This is a genomic window from Mucilaginibacter sp., from assembly GCF_039925265.1.
Lineage (GTDB): Bacteria > Bacteroidota > Bacteroidia > Sphingobacteriales > Sphingobacteriaceae > Mucilaginibacter.
Window position 1 is genome coordinate 1 of record NZ_JBDSZG010000041.1, and the last position, 21,946, is coordinate 21,946.

The window sequence follows — 21,946 nt, forward strand, 5'->3', positions numbered from 1 at the left end:
TGGAAAAAACATCCTTTCCCGGTGATCTTTTAGCAACCTCTTATCTTTTGACTGGCCCCTTTTGCAGCGGAATCACTGGTCCCTTTTGTAGCGGAATCACTGGTATACTATGGAGCGGAATATCCAGTATATGTTCCTTTTTTGAAATAGTCTTTCCAGGTAGCTAATCTTATGGTCACGATAATCGTAAATAATAGGTGATACTTCTGATCGTTGTACCCTGCCAATATATTGAATGAGTTTACCCTCAAAAGCAAATGGGTAAACCAAAAATAAACACGCTATATTTTGAATATCTGTTCCTTCGCCAAAATACTGGCCTGTTGTGATCAATACCTGAAAATCACCTTTATTTATAGCTACCCATTTAGATTTTTTACTTAAGTCGGAATCCTCACCACTTAACGCAATGGTGTCATAATGTTGTTTTAAATATTGTTGTAGCGAGATGATATGCTCTTTCCGCTCTGTGATGATAACAGCTTTCTTACCAGTATTTAGCTGTGAAACTACATCATTTAAAATGAGTTGATTCCGGGCTGAATCGTGGATTAAAATCTTAAAAAGTGTTTCGAACTTATCCGTTTTGGTATTGAAAGGAACAAATAGGTCGGTATCCCTAATAATGATTTGTGTACCTGTTTGAGTTTGTACGTCTGGTGCTTTAACCTCATGGATGATTTCGCCCAAGTGAATAAATATCAATTTGCCATCGTTGTATTTCCTAAATGGCGTTGCAGTAAGTCCATACATGTAGAAACTATTCAGTTTACCAATAACCCGCTGATAGGTTTCTGCCGGTATATGATGGCACTCGTCAATTATAACAGTACCAAAAGCATTAATTAGTTCCGGGGATTCTGTTGCTTCCAATGCTTTTTCCATGCTTTGGATCATGGCAACGGTAATGTGCTTACCAGATTTGTTCTTTCCCTGACCAATACGTCCAATATCTTTTTTCGGAATACCCAGAAACGATTCTATACGTTCAATCCATTGATCGGCCAACTGTTTACGATGAACTAAAATGAGTGCCGGTTGTTGCTTATCTTTTATGATAGCTAAACTCAAAACTGTTTTACCAGAGCCAGGAGGTGCAACTATAACACCAAAATCCTTTTTAGTGGCTGCTTGTTGTGCCGGTAATTGATACTCCCTTAATGCTATACAGCCTTTGAAACTGACAGGCTCTCCCTTTTTTCTTTGATCTTCAAGTATATACTCAATTTTTTGTTCTTTACAAAAACGTAACAACCTGCCAATAAAACCTCTTGGAACTGAAATCGATTCTGATGTTTCGTTAAGCAGTTTAAAATAACGCTTTACACCGAATGTGTTTTTGTTGATGTTCTTTTTTACCTGGTACTCATTGTTGGCAAAGTTTAACTCTTCTTTTAGAAAAGCAACAAGCGAAACAGGTAAACCTATACGACTGAGATGAATTTCGTTACGTAACACAATTGCCAACTTTCCTGTAATGGGCTGTTCCTTTTGAAATAAGCCTGTAGAAAGTTCGTTCTGATTGGTTTGCTCTTTATAGATGTAATTGAGTTGGCTTATAGTGATCCTGTTGATTGTTTTTAAAAATGCCCACTGGTCATCAATGGGCTGTAAGGTTTCAGGGTCAATAAAGCAACTATTGCCATTACTCAAACTCGTTTTGTTTAAAGGCAAAGCAATGAGGTTACCTAAGCCTTTTTTTGAATGGTAATCCTGGTTGGGAAAAAGCCTGTCAAAACTTGAATTTTTATCGAAAACAGAAATCAAACCTGCTTTTTGTAGCAGGGACATCATTATCTTTCTGCTTCTGAATGCCTCATAGGGTGCTTCAAAAAATATCCATACGTGGCCGCCTTTGCCGGAACGGGAGCGTTCTAAATAGGCTGGTATATCATGCTCTTCACAGATTTTAATAAACCCTTTACATTCTTCAATCCAATTGGCCTCGTCAAAGTCAGCAGCAATGAACCATGAGGTGTTATTCTGTAGCAAAGGATAAAGCCCAACAACCTGTTCGCCCTTAAGATGCTTAATAAGCTGATCGTCTGTTAACGACAGAAAGGTTTTATCGGTAAAAGTTTGAAATGTTCCGCCCTTAATCTGATGTTGTCTATACCGATGTGGGTCAAAGCTATAAGCTGGCATATAGCTACTTTTCCCGCCTTTCTCCCATCTTAATGCAAATACATCCTCTCTACCTTTAAATAGGGATTTATACAGATTTAAGCGGTCATCTTTCATTTAAGGTAGAAACTTTAGCCTGTTTCAAATTTAGGAAACAAACTATCCCTTTTATAATTGATTTAATTTGCCATGACTTGGTTAGTATCCAGCTTTCTTTATTACAGCCTCTATTTTTGTACTTTTGCGATTGAACCATAATTCTTTCTACAATGCTCATTAACCAATCTGTCATAGCTGATATTCAAGCCATTATTCATGATGCTAAAGACAAGGCGATTAGGTTGGTTGACCATGAGCGTACATTAATGTATTGGCAAATAGGGCAACGCATTTTCGAGGAGGAACAACAAGGGAAAGACCGGGCGGATTATGGCAATTACCTCACTAAATTTATTGCTGATCAATTAGAGCCGGAGTATGGCAGTGGGTTTTCAAAACGTCAAATAGAATTATTTCGTCAGTTTTATCGCACATTCCCAATTGCGAACGCACTGCGTTCGCAATTGGGCTGGACACATTACAAGATATTACTGCGTGTTGATAGTCAAGATAAAATCGACTTCTATATAGCGGAGTCGATAAAAAACAACTGGACAACTCGCCAATTAGAACGTCAAATTCATAGTAGTTTATGGGAGAGGTTATTAATGAGCAATGACAAAGACAGCGTATTGGCTGTAGCTCGAAATGAAAAGCAACCGTCCGATGCGAAAGAGATTATTAAAGATCCTATGTACTTGGAGTTTTTAGGATTACACCGTGAAGCATCCTATTATGAAAAAGATTTTGAACAAGCAATCATTACACATTTGCATGATTTCTTGTTAGAAATGGGCAACGGTTTTGCTTTTGTGGCAAGGCAAAAGAGATTGCATATTGAAGGCGATGAGTTTTTTATTGATCTTGTTTTTTATAATAGGCTATTGCAGTGCTTTGTAATTATAGAGATAAAAACCACAAAGTTTACCCATCAGGATATTGGTCAACTACAGATGTACGTAAATTATTACGACAGGTACGAAAAGAAAGACTTTGAAAATCCAACCATTGGCATTTTGCTATGTGCGGAAAAGAACAATGCTGTTGTTAAAATATCTCTCCCAGAAGATAATAAAACCATTTTTGCAAGTGAGTATAAATTGTATTTGCCAACTGAGCAACAATTAATAGAAGAAGTTAAAAAGGAAATTGAAAAGAGAGATAACGAGCAAGATAAGATGCGATAAAGCATAAAAGAAATGGCCGAAATAAATGGATTTTTAGTGGAGAATAGATGAAAAAAATGGTTGAAAATTACTAAAAAGTCAGTATTTTTATAGAAGGCAATTTTGAAAAAAGTTTAAAAACCGCGTTTTCGGTATCTTAAATAAAGATTTCAGTAATAATTTCCGGTCAAAAACTCTGTCAAAACTCTGCCAAAAACACCCTAAAAGCTGCAAAATGAAAAATCAAAAACCGCTCTCAGAGCATCAAAAACGCAGTTTGAGTAATGCAATAACGGCGCTCTCTTCTCCGATATCTACCACATGTATTTATAAGTGCTTGTTTTACAGGCAATTATAAAATATAATTGGTGATTTTTTACAAACTCTGCCAGTAGATTGTATATTTTTCTTAACTATCTGAATATCATATTAATACGTCTGTAAAATTGCGAATCTGTATTCTCCACGATCTGTTAATTTTATGTCAATTCCTTAGAAATTTCCGTGGCAGAGTTTTGTTCAGTGATCTTGTAATGCATTACGTATCAGTGTGAAAATACAATGGGTATTGTTTTTAGTCTATCCTAAAAGGGATAATCAATTAAACAATTAAGGCTACAAACGATTGAAATGTTGGCCTTTTTAATTATTGGTAACAATAACAATGTGATGTTAGATTTAAAAACCAAGATCAATTAATTTGTTTTATTGGACGATGTTTCAACTTTTTGAAAACAGCCAGACCGCTGGCTTCTCAAAACTATCAGGTAACGCGGAAATAGGTAATTAGCAGTTATAGAAGAAGTTCAATGGTACTCATTCGGGATCATTGAAGTCTGATAGGAAGAATCCAGAGACCTACTAATGTTAATTTAAAAGATGATCCCGGAATTTATTTGGGGAAACGCCGGCTTCTTTTTTAAATAAACGCGAAAAGTATGTCGGATTTTCAAATCCGAGTGAAAACGATATTTCAGAAATGTTCAATTCTCCCTCCATGAGTAGATTCTTTGCTTCCGAAATTAAATACAAGTGAATAAGTTCTAATGCCGTTTTACCGGTTTCCTGTTTAAGCAGGTCGCTTAAATAGCGAGAAGAAATGTTTAATTTTTCAGCCATGTTCGTTACTGTAGGGAGCCCCGAATCTTTTGTTTTTCGCTCTTCAAAGTAGGAAGCGAGCATGGCATTGAACCTGGTAGTTATTGCTCCTGTTAACACTGTACGGTTAATGAACTGTCTTTTATAAAACCGCTGTGCATATTTAAATAGGGTTTCCAGGTGACTAAGCATGATGGCCTTGCTATAATCGTCCGTGTTATTATGATATTCCCTGTCCAATGTATAAACCAGGTTCCAAATTATTTCTTCTTCACTTGGCGAAAGGTGCAAGGCCTCGCTAACCTCATAATCAAAATAGCCGTACTTCTTTATTTCCTGGTGCAGGCTACTTCCTGATAAAAAGTCTTCATGCACAAGTAATATAAATCCCTTTTCCTGTAGCTGGACATTTTTAAAGGTAATGATCTGATGGGGTTTCGTAAACGACATTGACCCGAGGTCATGGTCATATTTTGTTTTACCGTAAAGCACACTTCCCGATCTCAGCTTTCTAAAACCAATGATAAAAAAGTCTGCGGTAAATTCGAGTTCGTTGCCACCACAGTTGTTTTGGTCGCCATGTAAAATGCTGAATAAGGGATGCTCAGGAGGCTTAACCCCAAGTGCCTCATGCAAGTCGCTTATCTTATCGAAATGATTCATCGTTGCGGTTTAATAGCAGAATCCGTTTAATCGGATCCTGCTAATTTAAGTTTTTATTTTCCGTGTGCTGCTACAGAAACATCCTGCCATTCTTCCCAGGTTTTCACGCGTTCGTCATAAGTGTGTTTGAACCACGGAAAACCAACTTTACCCAAAATTAGTCTTAAAGGAGGGTTTTCCGCATCAACCAGTTTAAGCACGGCATCGGCAGTAGCTTCCGGTACACCCGAGTCTTCGGGTTTGATTGACGCGTAAAGCGCATTTCTAACGTCATCATACGCTGCTATCGGCTTGCTCTGTGCAAGGGAAGCCGAGCTAAAATCAGTAGAAAAGCCATTGGGTTCCAGGATTGTTACTTTAATTCCAAATCCGCTCACTTCAGCAGCTAATGTTTCACCAATGCTCTCAACCGCAAATTTTGAGGCGCTGTAAATACCCATCGTTGGTATCGTAATTACCCCTAAAGCGCTTGAAAGCTGTATAATGTGACCGGACTTCTGTTCGCGCATAATTGGTAGTACAGCCTGGGTGACCCATAGTAAACCAAATACATTCGTTTCTATCTGCGCCCTGATCTCTTCTTCATTCAATTCTTCAATTGCACCCATGTGTCCGTAGCCCGCATTATTGATCAGTGCGTCAATTGCGCCGAAATGAGTTTTTGCCTTTGCTACTGCATCGAAACACGCGTTTCTATCGGTCACATCTAATTTTAAGACCAACATGCTTGCAGGGTATTCCTTTGCCAGTCGATCTAACGAATCCGGGTTCCTTACGGCAGTCACCACTTGATCACCACGTTTTAAAAAGGCTTCGGTCCAAATCCTGCCTAATCCGCGGGAGGCACCTGTTATAAAAATTGTCTTTGCCATTGTCATATATTTTTTGTTGTTATTACAATGCAAAGTTCAGCCAATTTTCAGTCGATGTTATGATACAAAAGTCGGTAATAATGAAACACTTTTACGGAAGTGGGTGCTTTTTATAACTAATAAACTCGTCTTGGATTGGTTAAGCAACAAATACGGTTGAGGATATGCTCTACAGGGGGCTGATTAAAAACTATCAAATATCCAAACGGCTGTAGTTAATGCGTCCTTCAATTACGGGTAACAATTATCAGTATGATGTCAGATTTTAAAATAAAGTTCAATGAATTTGTTTTATTGAACAGTGTTCAATACATTTGCAATGGAATAAAATTAATCAAACATAATCATGAAAAAAAGTATTGATCACAGGAGCAAGCGGAGGCATCGGGCTGGAAACAGCCAAACGGATGGCTTCTCAAAACTACCAGGTAACGCTGGTGGCCCGCAACGAGGAAAAATTAAATAAGGCTGTAAAAAATTTGAGTGGTGCAGGCCATACCGTTTTGGTTGCTGACCTGACCAATAAAGATGACCTGCAAAAACTGGTAAACCATTTAGAAACTGAGGAATATGATGTCCTGATCAACAATGCAGGTGCCGGTATTTACGGGAAATTTATAGAGATCCCATTAGCGGATCAATTGGCAGGCATGCAGCTCAACATGGATGCGTTGGTAACTCTATCTTACGGCTTTTTACAAAATGCCAAATCGGGAGATGCACTGATCAATATAGCGTCGCTGCTTGCTCATTCTTCCCTGCCGGGAGGATCTGTTTATGCAGCTACCAAAAGCTTTGTGGCCAATTTCTCAGAATCCTTGTGGTACGAGTTTAGGCAGAAAGGTATCTTTGTCATGGGTTTTAACCCCGGTGCTACAGCTTCAGACTTTCATGCAAACGCAGGTGGACATGTCAGTGATTTCCCCAAATTTGTGATGTCTTCCGTTGAAGATGTTGCTAAGGAACTAGTTAAAGCTTTGGAAAAGAGGCAAAAACCAAGAGTGGTGCAAGGCTGGAAGAACCGGTTCATGCTTTTCGGTTTTCGCTGGTTAAACAGAAAGTCGGCTGTGACTATTATGGGTCAAATCAGTCCTGGGATGGGTAAATAGGTTAACAAATAGCAACGCAAATTGGTATACAAGCAGCGCTTGCATATTTGTAACTTTGAATAATTAAAAAATGAGTATAGCAGAACGAAAATTGGAAGAGAAGCAGGAAATGCATGAACGTATCCTGAATGGTGCGCGTAAGATATTCCTGGAAAAAGGGTATGCACAAACCAGTATGCGTAATATTGCAAGCGAAATAAATTATAGTCCGGGCTCTCTCTATTTTTATTTTAAAGATAAAAGTGAGATCTTTCAGGAGTTGCATAAGGAAGGGTTCCGGCTGCTGCTGCGTCAGCTGAGGGTCTTGGAGAAAGTAGCTGATCCTTTTGAACGTTTAAAAGCCATGGGCCGCATCTTTATTCAATTTGCACAGGAGAACAAAGATTATTATAACCTGATGTTTCTTGTTGAAGAACCGGAAAAAATGCCTCAAGACGGTGGTTTTCAGATAGCACAGGAGGCGATCGATAGCCTGTCTTCTGTGATCAAAGAGTGTCAAGAGAAAGGTAAATTCAAAGATATGGATACGGAGGATTTCACCTTTATGGTACTTTCAATGGTTCACGGAATATGTGCGCTGTTCTGTAAAGACCGCACGGCAAGTTTTATCGGCAAAACGAATGAAGAATTGATGGAGCGTGGCTACGAGTGCTTTGTTGCGCTGCTCGAAAAGAGTTAGCCTTTTTTTTTGACTATATACTGAACAGTGTTTAAATTTATAACGATGATTAAAAATGAATTTTCAAATTAAAAAAAACAGCCATCTTTTATTGATCGCAACAGCCTTGTTGGCTGCCCCGTCAGTAAAAGCTCAAAGCAAGCTGGATGATTACATCCGCGAAGGGCTTACATCCAGCCAGAGTATCAAACAGCAGAATTTTGTGCTCGAAAAAAGTGTCTATGCGTTAAAGGAAGCGAAAAGCATGTTTGGGCCTGACGTAACCTTTTCAACCACCTACACCAAAGCCGACGGCGGGCGTACGATAGATTTCCCGACCGGCGACCTGTTTAACGGGGTTTACTCCACGCTGAACAAATTGACCGGCAGCAATGCGTTTCCGCAGTTGCAAAACCAACGCATCCAGCTTAACCCGGATAATTTTTATGATGCCAAGATCCGTACCAGCCTTCCTATTTTGAATGCAGAGCTGATCTATAATAAGCGGATCAAAATGCAACAGGTAGACCTGCAAAAAACAGAGGTGTTACTTTATAAACGCGAACTGGTTAAAGAAATCAAAACGGCCTATTACAATTATTCGAAAGCTGTTTATGCTACGGGGATCTATGAGTCTTCACTCAAACTGGTTGAAGAAGGCCAAAGAATTAATACCAAGCTATATGATAACAGCAAAGTAAACCGCACCGTTGTGCTGAGAAGCCAGAACGAAGTGTCCCGGATCAATGCTTCCCTCATCGGCGCAAAGAAAACGGCAGAATCGGCCCAATACTATTTTAACTTCCTGATCAATCGCCCGCTGACAGATAGCATCTTATTAGATGACATAAAGGAACTACCCGGCAGGGAACAATTGCTGGGAACTAATATCAGCGGCAGGGAAGAATTATCCAAGCTGCGGATCGCCAAAGACATTAACGGCAACCTGACGGGGATGGCCAAATCTTATCTTATCCCAAAGATAGGCACCTTTCTTGATCTGGGCTCGCAGGCGTTCGACTGGAAGGTTAATAACCAAAGCCGTTACTATTTATTTGGCGTATCGCTGGAATGGAACCTCTTCTCCTCCGGGAAAAACAATTACCGGGTAAAGCAGACGATCGCTGATCGCGAAGCCCTGGCATCACAAACCGATTATGTGCAGCAGCAACTGCTTACCGAACTGAAGGTTCGCCAGGCCGGTATGCAAAGCGCAATCGCGCAATATGAGGCTACACAATCCCAATTAAAAACCAGCCAGACTTATTACGGTGATATGCTGAAATTATACAAACAGGGATTGGCTATTTACATCGAACTGCTGGATGCCCAAAACCAGTGGATAAATGCACAGCTTAACACCAATATCGCCCTTTACGACACCTGGATCGCCTATACGGCCATCGAACGTGCTAACGCCAGTTTCACTATTCAATAACAAAAAAAATCATGAAAAAAATTCAATTACTCAGCATTGCCATAGCAACAATCACCGTAACGCTGCTGGCAGCCTGCAAAGGAAAACACAACGAGCAAAATGCCATGGGTGAGCCGGATATCATCCCCGTTAAAACAGCATCGGTTTCCGTATTAGGCGTACCCGACCAGATCAGTGCTACCGGCTTGGTAAGTACAGAAGATGAAGCCAAATATTCCTTCAAGATAGGCGGTGTGATCAGCCGCATCTTAGTACAGGAAGGCCAGTTCTTTAAAAAAGGCCAATTGCTGGCCACGCTCAACTCAACCGAAATTTCGGCCGGCCTGGCGCAATCAAGCCTGGCTGTCGAAAAAGCACAGCGCGATTACAGCCGTGCAATGAATCTCTACAAAGACAGTGTTTACACGTTAGAGCAATTGCAGAATACTAAAACCGCTTTAGATGTTGCTAAAAAATCTACGGAAGCGGTAGCTTTTAATGATCGCTATTCTAAAATATACGCCGCGTCTGATGGCTTTGTAAGTAAGAAGATCGCAAACGAAGGCGAAGTGATCGCCGAGGGCATGCCCGTGTTATTGATCAATTCTACCGAGCAGCATAACAGTTACCTATTGAAGGTTGGTGTAACGGACCGCCAATGGGCCATCATCAAGCCTGGGCAGACCGCCAAAGTAACGTTGGACGGTTATGCCGGTCAACAGTTTGATGCCACCGTATTTCGCAAGTCGCAGGCGGCAGACCGTGAACTTGGCTCTTTCCAGATAGAGTTAAAGCTGAATTTAAATGGCGTAAAACCCGCAGTAGGCATGTTTGGTAAAGCAGAAATAGCTACCCACCAGGACGAAAGCGTGATGGTGATCCCATACGGATCATTGGTAGAAGCGGACGGGAATAAAGGTTTTGTATTTACCACCATCAGTGCAACCAAAGTAAAAAGAGTACCGGTGACCATCCTGAAGTTCGATAACGAAAATGTATATCTCAAGGATAAACTGGAAGGCATAGATCAGATCGTGATCTCGAATAGCGCCTATCTCAACGAACAGTCCACTATTAAAATCATCAAGTAAGGCCATAGTCATGAAAATCACAAATTTTGCCGTTAAAAACTATCAGTTCACGCTGATCATATTCCTTCTGGTTGCCGTGGTTGGCGTATTGACGCTATTGACCATGCCCCGTTCGGAAGACCCGACAACCCATCCACCGCAGTATATCATTACGGTTATTTATCCGGGCACCAGTCCTAAGGATATGGAAGAGCAGGTGGTAAAGCCTATCGAAAACAAGATCTATGGACTGGAAAATATTGAAAAGATCCTCACCACGGTGGAGGATGGTGTAGCAGTTATCCAACCAAAGTTTAAATATGGGGTGGATGTAGACAACAAATACCAGGAAATATCCACGGAGATCAACGCTTTAAAGAACAGTGAGCTTCCCAAGGATATCTACCTGATCAAAACAGAAAAGGTTTCTTCTTCGGATGTAAAAGTATTGCAGGTTGCCCTTGTCTCGGACAACGCTTCCGGTAAATTACTCCGCGATCAGGCGGACATCCTGAAAACGCGCTTAGAAAAGATCACCAACCTGAAAGAGGTGAAATACTTCGGCATGCCCGAGCAGGAGATCCGTATTGATATGCAACTGGATAAACTGGCTCAGTTAAAAATACCACTTAACATAGTGATAGGCAGTTTGCAAAGCGAAGCCGCGGATATTCCCGGTGGCAGCATTAACCTGGACAGCAAGATCTTTAACGTAAAAACCAGCGGCAAGTTCAAGAACGTGGACGATGTGGCCAATACAGTTATCTATAATGCGAACGGCAAGATCGTCTATTTGAAAGATGTAGCTAATGTGAGCTATAAAGATGCTATAGTTAATCACATCACCCGACTTAATGGGCATCGCAGTGTTTTAGTTACTGCCGCCATGAAAGACAATGTGAACATTGCCAGCGTACAAAAAGAGTTTTTACCCGTATTGGAAGAATTTGGCAAAACCCTGCCGGAAAATATTCGCATGGTCAAAAACTTCGACCAAGCCAATATGGTATCTGAGCGTTTAGGCCACCTTGGTTTCGACTTTGGGTTAGCCATACTATTGGTGGTGGTTACCCTTTTACCATTGGGCTTCCGGGCCTCATTGATCGTGATGATTTCGATCCCGCTCTCTTTAGCGCTGGGTCTGATCGCTATGAATTTATTAGGCTACTCCTTAAATCAACTCAGCATTGTCGGACTGGTGGTAGCATTAGGGCTATTGGTGGATGATAGTATAGTTGTAGTAGAGAATATCGAGCGTTGGCTCAGGGAAGGCCATTCCCGTAAGGATGCGATCCTGAAGGGAACTAAACAGATCGGCGCGGCGGTTGTAGGTTGTACAGCAACATTAGTTATTGCCTTTTTGCCACTTGCCTTTTTACCTGATATGGCCGGTGAATTTATCCGCAGCCTGCCAATGGCCGTCATGACCAGTGTACTGGCTTCTATGGTCGTTGCTTTAACGCTTGTCCCTTTTCTGGGTAGCCGTATGCTTAAAACGCATACCCATGGCGAGGGCAATTTCTTCTTAAAGCACCTGCAACGGTTTCTGACCGTATCTTATGCCCGCGTGATGCCACTTGCCTTAAAATGGCCTAAAGCTACAATCGGGATATCATTAGCCCTAAGCGTACTGGCATTTTTCCTGTTTACATTAGCCGGATTCAAACTTTTCCCCACTTCTGAAAAGCCGATGTTCCTGATCAATATTAAACTACCACTACAGGCCGATATCCCGGAGAGTGACCGGGTGACCAAACTGGTAGAAGGTGAGTTGAAGAAACACAAAGAGATCGTTTACTATACCTCGAACGTAGGCAAAGGCAACCCGCAGATCTACTATAATGTGCACCAGCAGGATATAAAGCCGGATTTCGCACAGGTATTTGTACAGTTGCACGAGGATGCTAAACCCGCGGAAAAAACAGAGCTGATCAAAAAATTGAGAAAGAAGTTTAATGATATGCCCTATGCCAGGATCGAAGTGAAAGACTTTGAACAGGGAACGCCGATCGAAGCCAATATTGTCGTGAGGGTATTTGGAGATGACCAGGATAAGATCCGGGAGCTTTCCTTTAAAGTGGAAGAGATCCTGAAGAAGAATCCGGGAACGTTTTACGTCAATAACGAGCTGAATAGCTACAAATCGGATGTCAAGATAAAAATTGATAAAGAGAAGGCACGTACCCTGGGGGTGCTGACCAGCGACATCGATAAAGTGGTACGTATGGCCGTGGCAGGCTTAAACGTTGGCGATTATATTGACGACCGGGGCGATGCGCGTAATGTGGTGATCACATTGCCGAGAGATAAGTTCTCCAACCTGGATGCTTTAAAAAACCTATATGTAAATAACGTAAAAGGCACCCCGGTACTGGTTGATCAGATCGCTACCATTTCTTTTGAAACCTCGCCTACAGCGATCAATCATTTTAATAAATCACGCTTCGCGAAAGTAACATCCCTTACTAAAGAAGGTGTGTTAGCCAATGATGTCTTGAAAGAGATCGTTCCCGAACTGAATAAATTGAAAATGCCGCCGGGCTATTATTACAAATTATCGGGCGAAGCAGAATCTGAAGGTGATGCATTAGGCGGTAACTTCCTGTCGGTGATCATACTGAGTACCTTCCTTTTCATCGGTGTTCTGCTGTTGCAATTCAAAACGTTTAAAGGGATCATTATCGTGCTATCCATCATACCCCTGGGTATATTGGGCGGTGTAGTATTGTTACTCATGACAGGCAACCCGATGTCACTCGTTTCTATCATCGGCTTCATTGGCTTGTCAGGAATTCAGGTAAAAAACTCGCTGCTACTGGTTGATTTTACTAACCAACTGCGAGCCGAGGGACATAGTATAGACGAAGCGATCAACATGGCTGGCGAAACCCGCTTTCTGCCTGTAGTATTGACCTCGATCACGGCGATCTGCGGTTTGCTCCCGATCGCATTGAACCCCAATCCACTGATCGCGCCATTAGCTATCGTATTGATCGGTGGACTGATCAGTTCAACCGTATTATCCAGGATCGTAACACCTGTTATGTACAAGCTAATTCCGCCAAGCATTGAAAATAACTAAGAACATGAAAAAATATAATGTCAAATAAAAACGAATATCAACATGACACAATATCTCGATAAATTAGAAGAAGAAAGAAAGTTGTTGCTGGAACGGACGAAAGATCTTACAGTGGATCAGTATAATATTATTTCGCCCGGCTTTAACAACAATATTATTTGGAATATGGGCCATATTCTCGTAGTAAGTGAAAGCCTGCTTTATGAAAATTCTCCTTATCAGCGCCCAGAGCATGAATTCTTGACATCGAACTTTCAAAGAGGTTCGAGACCTGATGACATCATAAAGGAAGATGAGATTTTACTTATCAGGCATTCGTTGCAGCAAACGGCTCAATTTTATAAAAAGTGTACCGGAATGAACAGACCAGAAGATGAAATCGCTTCAGTCAGTAATGAAGTTATGCAATTCCTGCTTTTTCACGAGAATATGCATTACCGCACAATTGCGAGATTGTCAGAGATAGTGCGGAAGATAAAAGATTAATAACACATTGTACTAAAAATCATGGAAAATCAATATGATATCATCGTGATCGGTTCCGGCCCTGGTGGGTATACCGGAGCCATCCGCGCAGCGCAACTTGGTTACAAGGTAGCCATCGTTGAAAAATATAACAGCTTAGGTGGCACGTGCACCAATGTTGGCTGTATTCCGGCAAAAGCGTTACTGGACAGCACGGAACACTTCCACAAAGCCAAAGAGGACTTTCAAATTCACGGTATTGAACTCAACAATGGCTTGAGCCTGAATTTTGAGCAATTCATCAAACGTAAAGAGGGTGTTGTCAAATCAAATACATCAGGATTGAGTTATCTGATGAAGAAAAACAAGATCGATGTGCACACGGGCCTTGGAAGTTTTGTTGATAAGAACCGTATAAAGGTTACCAATGAAGGCAAAGAGACCGTATTGACCGGTAAATATTTCATCATCGCTACTGGGTCTAAACCCTCATCTATTCCTGGTGTAACTATTGATAAAACAAGGATCATCACCTCGACCGAAGCGTTGACATTACCGGCACAACCCAAATCAATGGTCATTATTGGCGGTGGCGTGATCGGCGTGGAAATGGCTTCTGTTTTCGCACGGATCGGCACGGAGGTCACCATTATCGAATATACAGATACGTTGATCCCGACCATGGACCGCGAGCTTGGAAAGGCGCTGTTAAAAACGCTGTCAAAGCTGGGTATAAACTCTTTACTCAGCAGCAAGGTAAAGTCTGCCACTAATGCCGGGGACCATGCGACCATAAAGTTTGAAGATGCCCAGGGAAAAGAGCAGGAAATTGACGCCGAGTATTGTCTGGTCGCGGTAGGCAGGCGTGCTTACACAGATGGCTTAGATCTTCAGGCGGTCGGTATTGATACGGAAAAAAACGGCAAGGTGAAGGTCAATGAACGATTGCAGACGAATGTCGATCATATTTTCGCTATCGGAGATGTAATTGCAGGCCCTATGCTGGCTCATAAAGCTGAAGATGAGGGCGTATTTGTAGCCGAGATCATTAATGGACAAAAACCACATATAAATTATAAGCTCATCCCCAGCGTGGTTTACACCTGGCCTGAAGTTGCTTCAGTTGGTGCAACGGAAGAGGAACTTCAGGCAAAAGGCATTGAATTCAAGTCCGGAAGTTTTCCCTATTCGGCCAGCGGCCGTGCCAGGGCCGCAATGGATACCGACGGATTTGTGAAAGTGCTTGTTTCACCGAAATATGGGGAAGTACTTGGTGTGCATATCATTGGCCCAAGAGCGGCTGACGTAATTGCACAATCCGTTGTAGGAATGGAATATGAGGTAACGGCTGAAGATATGTACCGGATCAGCTATGCTCACCCGACTTATTCCGAAGCCTTAAAAGATGCCTATTTGATCGCGGCAGGTCAGGGAGCCATCAATATATAACTAATAATGCGTTGCTTGATGGATGTAATAAAGCGTAAAAGAATAGACAAAAATAATTGGATTTTTAGTGGAGAATAGATGAAAAAAATGTCTGAAAATTACTAAAAAGTCAGTATTTTTATAAAAGGCAATTTTGAAAAAAGTTTAAAAAACCGCGTTTTCGGTATCTTAAATAAAGATTTCAGTAATAATTTTCGGTCAAAAACCATGTCAAAACTCTGCCAAAAACACCCTAAAAACTGCAAAATGAAAAAACAAAAACCGCTCTCAGAGCATCAAAAACGCAGTTTGAGTAATGCAATAACGGCGCTCTCTTCTCCGATATTCTCCACAGATTTATTATCAGGCTTTTAGATTAATTTCTAAAAGCCTTTTTTTTGCCCGTAAACATAGCTATATCCTCTTCTGTTTAGGTCGCCTGTTACAGATATTATTTGGAGAGCTAAAAAAGAAGAATTGCGAAAAGTTTCATCTTGGGCAGTTGCAGCAAGCGCATATACTGCCAGTAGTTTTAAATTATTACCGTGTTCATCGACACAAACAGCCTGTTCGCCGACACATTAACACAAAATGGCTTGGTATAGGTTGCTCCCTATATTAAATACTTAAAACTATGAAAAAGCTATTTTTAATTGCAGCAACCCTGAGCCTTGCTTTATTCTCTTGTAAAAAAGACAGCAGCTCCAACACCGGCACCGCGCACGTTACGGTAAAAATGACCGACGCTCCGGGTGCTTTTGATGCCGTGATACTTAATATTAAAAGTGTTGTTATTGTCACAGATAAAGGCGAACAAACATTAGACGTTAACGGGGGACTGGTAGATATCCTCCGCTTTAGAGCCGGCCGTGACACCATTTTAGCCGATCGGGACATTCCTGCCGGAACCATTCAGCAGGTTCGGCTGGTGCTTAATGATAGCGGGAATAGAGTGATTGTTGGTGGGGTTTCATTTAACCTGACTACGCCGAGTGGCCAAAGTTCAGGCGTTAAATTGAGCGTTCATGATAATCTTACCGCAGGTATTGCCTATACCATGAGGCTCGATTTTGATGCAGCCCAGTCGATTACATTAACCGGAAACGGGAAATACATTTTGAAACCGGTAATCCGTGCTATTGCTACCGCCGCATCAGGCGCGCTAACCGGCGTGGTGAGCCCGATTGTGTCGTCACCAAAAGTATTAGCTATCATGGGTACAGACACAGTAGGGGCAGTAGCTGATGGCACAGGCAAATTTTATTTTCCGGGTTTAACGGCAGGAAACTATCAGATTAACTTTGTGCCGGTAACGCCTTTCGCAACCAAGACGGTAACAAACGTATCGGTAACCAATGGTTCGGTAACTGATATGGGAACCGTAACCATATCCCAATAACCCGTTTCCTACCCGTATAAGCAGGACTTAATCGGCGGCGTATCACCATGTGATACGCCGCTCTTGTTTAGAAATCCGTTGATGGATTTTGATGGACTATGGATTCGTTATGTTTAACTTTAAAAGAAGGCCTTGCCGAAAGGCCCGGAATTTTTTGTTGCTATTGGTGCCGCTTTCTATTACAGTTAGGCGCTAAAACGCCAGGGATTGGGGGTTAACAATTCTGAGAACCTTTTCTACTATGTGTTCAATATCAAAGGGCTTGCTGATATAGTCGTTGGCCTGGCATTCGCTGGCGATCAGTTCAATGTCATTGGCTGTAGAAAGGATGATAACCGGGATATGCTTCAGGCTTTCTACCTGCTTTATCTTCAGGCACAGGCGATGCCCCGGCCGGCTGTTGATAAATTCGTCGAGCAGGATGGCATCGGGTTTAAAAGTGGTGATCTCCTGCAAGTCTTGCGGCTCCGGCGTGCTTAGCGTTTCAAACCCCTGTTCTTCTAAAATAAATTCCACGATATGCCTTATATCCTGGTCATTTTCAATAATCAACACTTTTTTCTTCACCACGCCATTTTTTTGGAAAGATACGCAACTTTATTAACTATTTTGCAATTAGCATAACCCGGGATTAGGTGGATGAAACAATCTAAAGAAGGCTCGTTCATATCTTATACCGTGTCCAATAAGCCGTCGTAGCACCTGATATTTTAACCAAAACCTAAACTAATAATTTATAATAGATATACAATTAAGCAACTTTCATTGCGCTTAGTCGTATAACTATCACCCGCCTAAATGGTTCGGGAGATTCGCTTACTGTATTTATATGGCTGTTTATTACACCTCAAAGGATAGTTTTTGGTATCCAACACGGAGGCTTTCGCTGTTGCTGAATTTGGTTTTACAAGCCTGTAAAAAAAATATGCCCGTGTTCTGCTCAAAATGCAGGTTAATAATGATTTACCGGAGTTCGTTAAATATTTGTGAGGAAGCCGTTAGCTTATGAAAAATTACCGCTATGCACTCATTCTGATTCTTTTATATATTATATGCCTGCCTTGCTTTGCCCAGAACGGTTCTCCAAAATTTACCCGGCTTGGTACCAGTAATGGCCTTTCGCAAGGCCACGTAAGTGCTATCCTTAAAGATAAAAGAGGCTTTATGTGGTTTGCCACCGACGAAGGGATCAACAAATATGATGGATATACCTTCACCATCTATAAGCATAACCCCGAAAAACCCTTCAGCATTAGTAATAATTTTGTTTTTGATGTACAGGAGGATAGGGCCGGGAATCTATGGGTCGGCACGGCGGGTGGACTGGATAAATTTGACCGGGAACGGGATGTATTTATACATTACACCGTCCCCGGGGCGAACGTTTTTACCGTAAAAACCATTTATCAGGATAGTAAAGGCCGGATATGGGTGGGCACTTTAAACGGGCTGTATTTGTTTAATGCCGCAAAAGGCACCTTTATTGGTTACCGGCATAAAACGACAGGGAATAGTATTAGTAACGACGTTATTTACCGAATAACGGAAGACAATAATGGCAAGTTATGGATAGCGACAAAGGATGGATTAAACTCGCTGAACCCGGAAACAGGGCTTTTTTCCTCCTATCATAATGAACCCGGAAACAGGAAAAGTATTGGCGGCGATTGGATAAAGTCGGTATATAAAGATAGGAAAGGGAATATTTGGGCGGGCACCCAGGGAAATGGAGCTGCCATTTTTAACCCAAAGGATGGCACTTTTACAAATTTTAAACACAGTAGTGCAGATAACAAGAGTATTAGCTATAACGATATTTTAAGTTTTGCTGAAGATAACGCCGGAAACCTTTGGATAGGTACCGAAAACGGCGGGATAAGTGTATTTGACTACGCCACACAAACATTTAAACAATACCAGTTTGACATTGATGATAATACCAGCCTGAGCAACAACTCGGTTTATTGCATTTACAAGGATAATATTAACAATTTGTGGGTGGGGACCTGGTCTGGCGGGATCAACTTTTTGCCTTTCAACGGCGATAAGTTTAAGCTGTACAAAAAGGTACCCAACAACCCCAACAGTTTGAGTAATAACATTATTTTGTCGATTGCGAGCGATAGCAAAGGTTTTTTGTGGATCGGTACTGACGGAGGGGGGCTAAACCGCTTTGATAAAAGAACACAAACCTTTAGTAGTTACCGTCACGATGACAAAAATAAGAATAGCGTAAGCACCGACTTCGTGCTTGCTGTAACTGAAGTTGAGCCCGGGATACTCGGAATTGGCTATCAGCGCGGGGGCTTTGATCTGTTTAATGTAAAAACGGGTACCGCTACCCACTATCTGCCCGATCCGAATAATGCAAACAGCCTTTCTACGCTAACCGTAAACGTTGTTTTTCAGGACCGAACGGGTCTGCTGTGGCTTGGAACCTGGGGCGGGGGGGTAGATGTATTTAACCGGAAAACAAATTCTTTTGTACACTATAAAAATAATCTTGCCGATAACAGTTCGGTAAACAGCAATTTTATCAGGGCAATTCATGAAGATAGCGATGGTAATGTGTGGGTGGCCAGCGATTTAGGGTTGAATTTATTTAACCGAAAAACAAATAAATTTACGCACTATGCTAATGATCGGCGCAATAAACGAAGCATAAGTCACAACCTGGTGGAATCGATGATGACGGATAGGGCCGGTAAAACGTGGATAGCAACAGGTGGTGGTTTAAATTTGTTTGACAAGCAGACAAACAGCTTTAAGGCTTACACAGAGAAAAACGGCCTTTCAAACAACATGATCCATAGTATCCTGGAAGACAACAGTGGTAACCTATGGGTAAGCTCAAATCAGGGGATTTCTAAATTTAATCCCGGGAATAATACGGTTCGCAATTACGGTATATCTGATGGGCTTCAGGGGAACGAATTTAAATCGCGGTGCGCATATAAAGCACCGGATGGGCAGCTGTTTTTTGGAGGGGCAAATGGCTTAAATGCTTTTTATCCTGATAGTATTAAAGACAATGATTTTATCCCTCCTGTATATATCACCGGCTTTCAAATTTTTAACAAACCGGTTTTTGCTGGCGATGGGAACAAACTGTTAACCAAGCAGATTAACGAAGTAAAAGAGATCACACTTTCGCACAAACAATCGGTTTTTACACTTGACTTTTCTGCGCTGAATTATACCCTGCCAAATAAGAACAAGTATGCTTATAAGCTGGAAGGTTTTGATAAGGACTGGAACTACGTTGGCGATAAAAGAACAGCTACTTATACCAACCTTGATGCCAACGAGTATATTTTTAGGGTAATTGGGTCCAACAACGATGGCGTTTGGAATAAAACGGGCGTATCAATAAAAATAGTTGTGACACCCCCGTTTTGGCAAACCTGGTGGTTTAGGCTGGTTGTAATTGGCAGCACGGTATTAGGCATATATGCTTTTTATCGTTACCGGGTTGCCAATATTGAAAAGCAAAAAGCGAACCTTGAAAAACAAGTTAAGCAACGCACGGTAGAGGTGATACAAAAGGTGAAAGAACTGCGGGCACAGTCTGCACATTTAGAGGAGCTGAACGAAGAGCTTGAAAAGAAAAAAGAACAGGAACATTTAGCCCGCGAAGAGGCAGAAAAGGCCAACCAGGCCAAGGGTGTATTTTTAGCCACCATGAGCCACGAGATAAGGACGCCCATGAATGGCGTGATCGGTATGGCCTCTTTACTGCGCGAAACAGAACAGACCGACGAGCAAAGAGAATATACCGATACCATTATTACCTGCGGCGACAACCTGGTATCCGTTATAAATGATATCCTGGATTTTTCGAAGATCGAATCGGGCAAGATGGATATTGAGCAGGAAGACTTTGATCTGCGGCACAGTATTGAAGATGTGATGGACCTGTTTTCGCAAAAAGCGGCGGGGCAGGGCATTGATCTTATTTATCATATAGATTTTAATTTGCCAAAGCAAATTGTTAGCGATAGCCTGCGTTTAAAACAGGTACTGATCAACCTAATTAATAATGCCCTTAAGTTTACCCATAAAGGCGAGGTTTTTATAAACGTTAGTCATTCAAAACAATTGGAAGATGATGGGGTGGAAATTATGTTTAGTGTTAAAGATACAGGCATAGGGATCCCTGCAGATAAACTTTCATCCTTATTTAAGGCTTTCTCGCAGGTTGATTCATCAACTACCCGCAAGTACGGCGGCACCGGTTTAGGGTTAGTGATCAGCGAGCGGCTGGTAACCTTAATGGGCGGCACAATTTGGGCAGAAAGCCAATTCGGCGAGGGTACTTCATTCAACTTTACAATTAAAACACGGGTTGGCACCAAACAGCTCGAAGAACCCAACGAACCCAATGATATAAGCGAACTGGAAGGTAAAAGAGTGTTGATTGTTGACGACAACCAAACCAACCTTACCATTCTGAAGATCCAGCTGAGCCGTTGGGGAATTGAGTCTGTTATGGCATTGTCCGCTATGGAGGCTTTAGAAATTTTATCGAAAGACGATACTTTCCATTTGGTAATTACCGATATGGTAATGCCCGATATGGATGGCGTAGGTTTGGCACGAACTATAAAAAGCAATAACAACCCTATCCCCCTCATTATGTTGAGCTCGATAGGTGATGAAACCAAAAAGAAATTTCCGGGGCTGTTTTCATCTGTACTCACCAAGCCGGTTAAACAGCACCTGCTTTGGAGAAGCATCAGCGGCGTACTTAAAAACCAAAAAGAAGCATTGCCGCCGGCAGAAAAAAACGCCAGGTTACTGAATGAAGAGTTTGCACAGGAGTTCCCGCTAAGCATATTGGTGGCCGAAGATAATGCCATCAATCAGAAGTTAATTGAGCGTATTTTGAATAAATTAGGCTATAAGATCGGTATTGCAGAAAATGGAATTGAAGTATTGAGGATGTTGATTGGGAATCAGTATAACCTGATTTTGATGGACGTGCAGATGCCCGAAATGGGCGGCTTTGAGGCAACGGGGAAAATCCGTTTGCAAAATATCCCGCAGCCCTATATTATAGCAATGACAGCAAACGCCATGGCCGAAGACAGGGATATATGCATCAATGCCGGCATGGACGATTACCTGGCCAAGCCAATGAAGCTGGAAAGTTTGATGGCTTTGTTAAAACAGTCATCTGCCACATTAAGTGAACGGAATAGTACGGTTTAGAGGCTGTGTACAACGGCCGACACAAATAAGGAAACCGGCTTTAGATCTCCTCTAAAGCCGGTCTCTTTGTAAGATAACTTTTTTA

The 21,946-nt window shown here is 41.8% G+C and carries 14 protein-coding genes; 10 read left to right on the top strand and 4 right to left on the bottom strand.

Annotated elements, in window-relative coordinates; all coding sequences use genetic code 11:
* Positions 1 to 96: 96 nt before the first annotated feature.
* The gene (locus ABIX36_RS18105) at positions 97 to 2,241 is read right to left on the bottom strand and encodes a DEAD/DEAH box helicase family protein (RefSeq protein WP_348083577.1); all 2,145 of its coding nucleotides are present in this window, start codon (positions 2,239 to 2,241) and stop codon (positions 97 to 99) included.
* Positions 2,242 to 2,393: 152 nt separating this feature from the next.
* Between ABIX36_RS18105 and ABIX36_RS18110 the strand changes: the two genes are divergently transcribed.
* Complete coding sequence (locus ABIX36_RS18110; protein ID WP_348083578.1) at positions 2,394 to 3,410, top strand: PDDEXK nuclease domain-containing protein; 1,017 nt, start codon at positions 2,394 to 2,396, stop codon at positions 3,408 to 3,410.
* Between the two features lie 846 nt (positions 3,411 to 4,256).
* On the opposite strand, the gene ABIX36_RS18115 is transcribed toward ABIX36_RS18110, so the two are convergent.
* A complete protein-coding gene (locus tag ABIX36_RS18115; protein WP_348083579.1) occupies positions 4,257 to 5,150 on the bottom strand; it encodes a helix-turn-helix transcriptional regulator in 894 nt (297 codons plus the stop codon).
* 53 nt (positions 5,151 to 5,203) lie between these two features.
* Positions 5,204 to 6,022 carry an SDR family NAD(P)-dependent oxidoreductase gene (locus ABIX36_RS18120; protein WP_348083580.1) on the bottom strand — a complete coding sequence of 273 codons (819 nt, stop codon included), beginning with the start codon at positions 6,020 to 6,022 and terminating at the stop codon, positions 5,204 to 5,206.
* A 359-nt stretch (positions 6,023 to 6,381) separates the two neighbouring features.
* Between ABIX36_RS18120 and ABIX36_RS18125 the strand changes: the two genes are divergently transcribed.
* From ABIX36_RS18125 to ABIX36_RS18160, 8 genes are all read left to right on the top strand, one after another.
* Positions 6,382 to 7,131: an SDR family NAD(P)-dependent oxidoreductase gene (locus tag ABIX36_RS18125; RefSeq protein ID WP_348083581.1), complete on the top strand. Its 750-nt coding sequence runs from the start codon at positions 6,382 to 6,384 to the stop codon at positions 7,129 to 7,131.
* A 70-nt stretch (positions 7,132 to 7,201) separates the two neighbouring features.
* Entirely contained in the window at positions 7,202 to 7,810 is a 609-nt protein-coding gene (locus ABIX36_RS18130; protein ID WP_348083582.1) for a TetR/AcrR family transcriptional regulator, read from the top strand.
* Between the two features lie 55 nt (positions 7,811 to 7,865).
* Positions 7,866 to 9,227 (top strand): TolC family protein, encoded by a 1,362-nt coding sequence (locus ABIX36_RS18135; RefSeq protein ID WP_348083583.1) that lies wholly within the window; start codon positions 7,866 to 7,868, stop codon positions 9,225 to 9,227.
* A gap of 11 nt (positions 9,228 to 9,238) precedes the next feature.
* Complete coding sequence (locus tag ABIX36_RS18140; protein WP_348083584.1) at positions 9,239 to 10,297, top strand: efflux RND transporter periplasmic adaptor subunit; 1,059 nt, start codon at positions 9,239 to 9,241, stop codon at positions 10,295 to 10,297.
* A 10-nt stretch (positions 10,298 to 10,307) separates the two neighbouring features.
* Positions 10,308 to 13,358 (top strand): efflux RND transporter permease subunit, encoded by a 3,051-nt coding sequence (locus ABIX36_RS18145; RefSeq protein ID WP_348083585.1) that lies wholly within the window; start codon positions 10,308 to 10,310, stop codon positions 13,356 to 13,358.
* A 42-nt stretch (positions 13,359 to 13,400) separates the two neighbouring features.
* Positions 13,401 to 13,844: a DinB family protein gene (locus tag ABIX36_RS18150; protein WP_348083586.1), complete on the top strand. Its 444-nt coding sequence runs from the start codon at positions 13,401 to 13,403 to the stop codon at positions 13,842 to 13,844.
* A gap of 21 nt (positions 13,845 to 13,865) precedes the next feature.
* On the top strand, positions 13,866 to 15,272 hold the full coding sequence (gene lpdA / locus ABIX36_RS18155; RefSeq protein ID WP_348083587.1) for a dihydrolipoyl dehydrogenase: 1,407 nt from the start codon (positions 13,866 to 13,868) through the stop codon (positions 15,270 to 15,272).
* A 613-nt stretch (positions 15,273 to 15,885) separates the two neighbouring features.
* The gene (locus ABIX36_RS18160) at positions 15,886 to 16,650 is read left to right on the top strand and encodes a DUF4382 domain-containing protein (RefSeq protein ID WP_348083588.1); all 765 of its coding nucleotides are present in this window, start codon (positions 15,886 to 15,888) and stop codon (positions 16,648 to 16,650) included.
* Positions 16,651 to 16,842: 192 nt separating this feature from the next.
* Here the strand turns inward: ABIX36_RS18160 and ABIX36_RS18165 are convergent, their stop codons facing one another.
* The gene (locus tag ABIX36_RS18165; RefSeq protein WP_348083589.1) at positions 16,843 to 17,220 is read right to left on the bottom strand and encodes a response regulator; all 378 of its coding nucleotides are present in this window, start codon (positions 17,218 to 17,220) and stop codon (positions 16,843 to 16,845) included.
* 435 nt (positions 17,221 to 17,655) lie between these two features.
* Here ABIX36_RS18165 and ABIX36_RS18170 point away from each other — a divergent pair, with 435 nt between their 5' ends.
* Entirely contained in the window at positions 17,656 to 21,861 is a 4,206-nt protein-coding gene (locus ABIX36_RS18170; RefSeq protein ID WP_348083590.1) for a two-component regulator propeller domain-containing protein, read from the top strand.
* Positions 21,862 to 21,946: the final 85 nt, after the last annotated feature.